4 protein-coding genes and 2 pseudogenes are annotated in these 6,094 nt (G+C 66.2%); 3 read left to right on the top strand and 3 right to left on the bottom strand.

What is annotated here, in order from left to right:
* Positions 1-639: 639 nt before the first annotated feature.
* Positions 640-939 (top strand): hypothetical protein, encoded by a 300-nt coding sequence (locus tag PV350_RS43500; protein ID WP_500338902.1) that lies wholly within the window; start codon positions 640-642, stop codon positions 937-939.
* Between the two features lie 468 nt (positions 940-1,407).
* Here the strand turns inward: PV350_RS43500 and PV350_RS43495 are convergent, their stop codons facing one another.
* Positions 1,408-1,716, bottom strand: a complete 309-nt coding sequence (locus PV350_RS43495; protein WP_500338900.1) for a hypothetical protein — start codon at positions 1,714-1,716, stop codon at positions 1,408-1,410.
* A 229-nt stretch (positions 1,717-1,945) separates the two neighbouring features.
* Positions 1,946-2,530: an IS3 family transposase gene (locus tag PV350_RS43490; protein ID WP_500338898.1), complete on the bottom strand. Its 585-nt coding sequence runs from the start codon at positions 2,528-2,530 to the stop codon at positions 1,946-1,948.
* A gap of 98 nt (positions 2,531-2,628) precedes the next feature.
* Here PV350_RS43490 and PV350_RS43485 point away from each other — a divergent pair, with 98 nt between their 5' ends.
* Both PV350_RS43485 and PV350_RS43480 read left to right on the top strand, forming a co-directional pair.
* A complete protein-coding gene (locus PV350_RS43485) occupies positions 2,629-3,114 on the top strand; it encodes a transposase (RefSeq protein WP_500338896.1) in 486 nt (161 codons plus the stop codon).
* A gap of 17 nt (positions 3,115-3,131) precedes the next feature.
* A pseudogene (locus tag PV350_RS43480) lies at positions 3,132-3,419 on the top strand (transposase); the annotation flags it as partial.
* Here the strand turns inward: PV350_RS43480 and PV350_RS43475 are convergent.
* Positions 3,385-6,094, bottom strand: a pseudogene (locus tag PV350_RS43475) (hypothetical protein); the annotation flags it as partial. The pseudogenes PV350_RS43480 and PV350_RS43475 overlap by 35 nt on opposite strands.

The following is a 6,094-nucleotide window of genomic DNA, read 5'->3' as shown; positions in this document are numbered from 1 at the left end:
GCAGGGGTGTGCTGGACAGGCGTGGAGCGTGGAGACTCCTTGGCCCTTGCGTCGCGGACAGGCGGCCCGGGACAGGGCGGCGTCAGGCTGGCAGACCCGGCCCCAAGACCCGCAACCCTCTGCGACCAGCACATTCACACCCGATGTGATCTCCATCACGCGGTAGTGGGGGGAGTCACTTTCGCCGTTCGTCCGGCGCCAACGAACCTCGTTCACGAGCAGCCACGGCCGCCACACTGCCCCGCCCAGCGCGGCCCCTCGTCCCCGGCGCCGCCGCAACTCCGGGCCCGGGCGCCGGCTTCGGGGGCGCGTACCCCGGCGCCGGGCCGCCCAGCGGCAGGGAAGCGTTCCCCGCGAAACGGCCCTCTCCATCCTGTTTCGTGGATCCAAGGGGCGGTTCCAGGGGAAGTCAGAGCCCCACCCCTCACTCACCGCCGAGTCCGACCTGCGGCACCATGCCGGTGAGTCACGGCAGAGCCGCAGGTGATGGCGCAGGTATTGGTGCAGGCGTTGTCGCAGGTGATGGCGCAGGTGATGGTGCCGGGTCTGTGGGCACGTCCGCCGTGCCCTGTCGGGCATTGACCTGGGGCCAGCACACGACGCAGGGTGACACCCCGAGGGGGATCAGAGCGTGACCGCGTGATGGTGGCGTACCGCTTCACACTGGCCCGCATCGTGCGCGCCGGACCGATCACCGCACACGCGGCCCTGGACGAATGGGCCCACGGACAGATCACCGTCCCGGTGCCCGCCCTCGCCCTCTCCCAGATCAGCGACCTGACCCGACAGGAACTGGCCGGAGCGGTGTTCGGGGGCATGGCCAACTGCGCCGCCGCCACAGACACCGACGTCGACCCGCACAGCTGGCGCCTCCTGACCCGCCGCGACAGCGAACACCACCTCGCAGTGGCGCAATCGTGGAGCGACGCAGCCACCTGACCCAAGGGTCGTAGGCCCCCCGCGCCGGCACCGCACCGTCCTCCTCCCCGGTGGCTATCGCGCCAGGGAGGAGGTGTCGTCGCCTGGCACCGGCTTGCCTACCGGCCGTGACCTGCAGCAACTCCCCGCACCAGAAACCGGCGTTGCTACCTTCGGTCCCACCTTCGGCACACCCCTGCACGCAACCGTCCAGCCCACTGTCCAGCCCCCGGTCGAAGCAACCACGCCAAAAGCATCGGAGCCGATGACGGCGACCCGCCGCCGCTGGCGTGCCCGGCCCGGCCTGCAGCCTGGGCAAGCCCCCGGGAACGGGCTTGCCCAGGTCGAACCGGGGCCGGTCCACAGCCGACGGCACCTGTTCCTCGAGGGCGGTGAGTTCTGGCGGCAGCAGGACGCGGGTGCTGCCGGGATCAGTCGTGCCCCGCGGGCCCCGCACGATCGTGATGGTCAGCCGTCACGCGGTGACGCCTACCGCGACGGCCGTTCGGAAGCGTCACCGATCGCGGTGCCGGCCGGCTGCCAGCGCAGCCGCCATGCCCGGGTGCGGCACTTCGGTGAGTAGTACACCGCGTCCGTGCGCTTGCGGATCGACACCGACCGCCCGCACGCCGGGCACAAGCCCTGCACCCACAGCTCACCACCACCGCGCAGCAGATCCAGGCTCTGTTCGACGGCCCGCTGGTAGATCTCCTCACGCCGCTGGACACGTCGCCAGTGCCGGCTGCGGCACGCCGTGTCGCAGTACCTGCGGTTCGGCCCCGCATCCCGCGGCAACACCACCCCACACTGCCCACACCAGCGCACACGCCGCTTCCTCGCCACACCACCCAGGATCCCGCCGGACACGCCACCACGAGCCCGGGTCCCGGCAACCAGCCAACGACCCGGCCATCTCGTTCACTCCATGGTGTGAGCGGGCATTCCGGAGACGTCTCGCCTGTGTCCATCATGGAGACACGGCGGCCCCGCGCTTGGACCCCACCCCCGGGCGGGGCCGCCCCCAGTGTCAACGCTCTCCCGCCCACAGCAACCATGCCCGCCCGGAGCAGTGGGACGGGGCGCGGGGTATCTGCCCGACCGGCGCCGTCAACGCGGCATCCGGCCACCCGCCAGCCAGACAGACCACGCTCAGGCTACGGGCCAGCCACCCGGCCCCGGCCAGGCGGAACTGCGCAGCACCACGGCGGCGGTCAGCGGGGGCGTCGGGCCCGGCATGGAACACGCGGTTGATCAGGTCCGGGGCCGGCGGGGCGAGCCGGTCCGGGACAGTGGTGCGTTTACGCCGCCGCAGATGGCGGCCCTCGATCGAGTTGACGCGCATCAGCCGTTCCACGCGCTTGCGGTTGACGGTGTGCCCAAAGCCGCGCAGTTCGGCGTGGATGCGGCGGACTCCGTAGGTGCCCTTGTGATCGGCGTGGATCTCGCGGATCTCCCCGACGAGGGCGTCGTCGGCCGCCCGGCGGGCCTGTCGGGCCTCCGCGCCGGCAAGCCACCGGTAGTAGCCCGAGCGCGATACCTCAAGGACCCGGCATATCCGCTGCACGCCGAAGTCGGCGCGGTGGGCGGAAATGAAGCCCCAGCGGCCGGTCATGCCCTCATCTCCTTGGCGAAATACTGGGCCGCCCGGCGCAGGATCTCCCGCCAGCACTGTTCGCCGCATGCGCCCAGCTCAACCCTGAGGAGGGCGCCGTGCAACAAGCCCTGCAGCTTCTGGCCCTGCGCATCCGCCATCTGTCCGGGCAAATTACCGCGCTCAAAAAGCACATCACCACCATCATTCGTGCTCTCAACCCAGACCTGCTCGAGGTCTTCGGAGTGGGACCCGACAGCGCGGCGGCCCTGCTCATCGCAGCCGGGGAAAACCATGACCGCCTCACCAGCGAGGCGTCCTTCGCCGCCCTCTGCGGCGTGAGTCCTGTCGAGCATTCCTCGGGAAAGAGCCGGCACCGCCGGCTCAACCGCGGCGGCAACCGGCAAGCCAATGCAGCTCTCTACCGCATCGTGCTCACACGCCTACGTCGAGAAGAGCGAACCCGGCACTACCTCGAACGACGCAGCGCAGAGGGAAAGACCAAACGTGAGATCATCCGATGCCTCAAGCGCTACGTGGCCCGAGAGATCTACCGGTATATCCAGGCCGCACCACTTCCGCAGCCGAAGTCCCTGACTGGTTGACAGAACATAGGGGCATCAACCTCAACGTGCACAAGGACGCCCGGATGCGCGCCTTCATCGACGATCAGGACTGGCTCACCGCCCACTACCTGCCGCCCTACGCACCGGACCTCAATCCGGTCGAGGGAATCTGATCACTGCTGCGACGCAGCTGCCAGGCCAACACCGCTTTCACCGACCCCGACCACCTCATCGGCGCACTCCGCCGCGGCCTCCGAAAGATCCAGTACCGCAGCGACCTCATCGACGGATGCCTCACAGAAACCGGACTCACTCCGACGACACCACGCCTACAACCTCCGTAGTCATATTACCCCAGAATGGGGCACTGTATTCTATTTTTTGTCCCTGAACGCCGGGGGCGCCCGCAAGCTGCTCGACCGAAGTCAACTGCATCCGGCCATAGCTTTGTTTCGTCATCTGTCCGGCGGGCGAGTGAGAGGGGTAAACCCACAGGCTGACCACCTGTTGGTGATTGTGCCGATCCCGCACCCCCGTGCTTATCGCGACATGCTCCATGCCACCAAAAAATATCAGGTAGCCTTCCGGAATGTTTGCACTACCAACCTTCGTTACTCTATTAATCCTATATTCTTGCACAACTCCACTCTTGAGTGAATTCTTGATGCTCCCCAGCCAGGCCTGCCTCCTCTCATTCACATCCGGGTCCCCATAGGGAGGATGCAGGTATTCCCGAGCAGCTCGCGCGTATATGTCACGAATTTGCGACGGGGTTACACTTCCTGCCTGATATGCACTGAAAAGGATGGCATCCCAGCAACTCATCACGCTTTCTTGGGTGATTTTGAATTTTTCGTCACGCAGCCACATAGCAAAGTCGTTTCGCTTTCCCCAACCGGTTTGGGTCTCAAGCCGCCCTTCTTCGTCGACTCGGGAGCCACCGCTCCATTGCAAATTACCGACGAGAGATAGGGCACGGCGAGCCGGGTTGGTCAGCGAGAGGCTAGCGTTCGAGTGATGCGGGGACTGGGCGCCGGACTCAGTCCAAGCTCCAACGAGACCGGGCGCGCCCGGAACTATCGCGCGAGACCCGCTCGACCCCGAAGAAAACGAAGCTGACCTACCCTCCAGCGCACCACCAGACGCCTGACGGGCTGGGTTCACTGTGATCACTGCGGGAAATCGGCTGTGGGGGTCGAACAAGGCCTCCTTTTGTGGATCATGGCCGATGATGTTGCGCCAGGCGAGAATGCCGTCGTTCGTGCGGTCGTTCTTGCCGTGTCCCAATTTCTTTTCATCGCTCTCGGCATCATCAATCAACGCCGTGCCACCGTCGCTGGAACTGTCGACCCGCGTGCTCTCACCGGCGTCGCCGCCGTCCACCAACGTGGCATCATCGTCGGCGTCCTCTGCAGGGAACCGGCTGTCCGGGTCCAGCAGGAACGCCTTCTGCTGAAGGCCAGCGTCCGGGCTTTGGCCGGCCAGCCAGGCACGAACCCGGTCGTGGGCGTGACCAGACCCGGGCGGGCCGCTCTTACCCTGCTCCGCTCCCGCCTCACCAGCCGCCAAATCTTCACCGCCCACCGTGGCGTCATCGGCACCACCGCCGGCCACCATCGTCTCGTCGTCACCGACCACCGCGAGCCCGTCATCACTGTCACCTGCCACGGCACCGGCACCGGCAACACTGGCATCCCCACCGGGTGTGCCGGTCACACGGCCGACCGCGTGACGCGGAACACCGCCGGATACCAGGGACAGGGCTTCTGGATTAACGGCGTCTGTAGCAGACTCCGCGCCGGTAGTATCCGGCCTGTCATTCTGACCGCCGCCTGCCGCCCGCCCCACAGCAGCCGAAGCAGGACGGTGGGAATCCAGGGCCTTCCGCAAACGCTGACGGTGCACTTCCGTACCCGGCCCCGCAGCGGGGTCCGCCAGCGCTCTGTCCAGAATGGTCATGTTCAGATTCGCGGTGTTGCTGTCCGCTTGCATGGTCCACACGTGCAGACCACCCCCCGGTCTTTTTTGCCCGGGCTGGGGGGATCGGGCTTGCCGCTTGGCAGTGGCGAGCGCGGCGGCCTGACCGGCGTGCTCGTGGCCGACGGCGACGGCACCCCACTCACGGGCAGTCCAGTCCACCACGGTTGAGCGCAAGCTGCCCAGGGAGTCGCGGACCAGGGTTTTGATCTGGGCTTGTTCACGGACCGATAGAATCGCCCATTCCAGGCTGAGGATATCTATACCTCCATGTCTCAGCCTGTCAGCAGCCTGCATGAAGCGAAAGGGCGCCTCGGCATTTTTGCCCCCGAAGCTCTTGTTGAACCACGCGAGATTCAGCGCCTCGCGGTAGTCGGCGAACACATCGAGTCCGGCTATTAGATCGTGGTCAGCTACTATTCTCTTGATGACGGCGGCCGCAAACGCCTCACCGGAGCGGCTAGCCTCCGCGACAGTACCCCAGTCCTTTTCAGTCCAGTGCTTAATGTGACGCGGTTCGATCCACCTGCTCACCAAGGCCTGAGTAACCGCTTTTTGACTGGCCAGCAGGGCCAGCCAATCCAGGCTGTAGACATCTGAACCCCCGAGCCCCGCAGGAGGATAGAGAAATTTTGTGGCCGCCAAGGCCGGATTTTCGTTGGCGTGTGCAGCAGCCACGTGTTCGCGGAAGGAGGTGAACTCATTGCGGTTACGGGCGATGAGTATTTTCTTGATGGCGGCGGCCGCAACCGCCTCGCCGGCACGGTGTGCCGCGGCAACCGCATCCCACTCCAGCTCGTCCCACTCGTCGATACTCCGCCCGGCCAGCCGGCGGGCGAAGGCTCGGATTGCGGGTTCTTCGCCCAGCCAGTGTTTCCATGGAAGGTGGTAGACATCCTGGTCGTTGACGCCCATCGCCCTCAGCGCAACATCGGCCCGGTCAAGACGGGTGACCGCGTCATCACCAGAGCTCGCCTCGTAGAGGGATGCGCGGAGGCTGACGAGGGGATCCTGGCCGGTGACCATCTTCTTGATGACAGCT

Source organism: Streptomyces sp. PA03-6a, assembly GCF_033792765.1.
Classification (GTDB): Bacteria; Actinomycetota; Actinomycetes; order Streptomycetales; family Streptomycetaceae; genus Actinacidiphila.
The sequence above is the reverse complement of the archived record's forward strand: the minus strand, read 5'-3'. Positions and strand labels throughout refer to the sequence as shown.

Bases quoted from the DNA above. Each gene is read 5' to 3' on its own strand.
- PV350_RS43490 (WP_500338898.1), bottom strand. From the start codon at position 2,530: ATGACCGGCCGCTGGGGCTTCATTTCCGCCCACCGCGCCGACTTCGGC.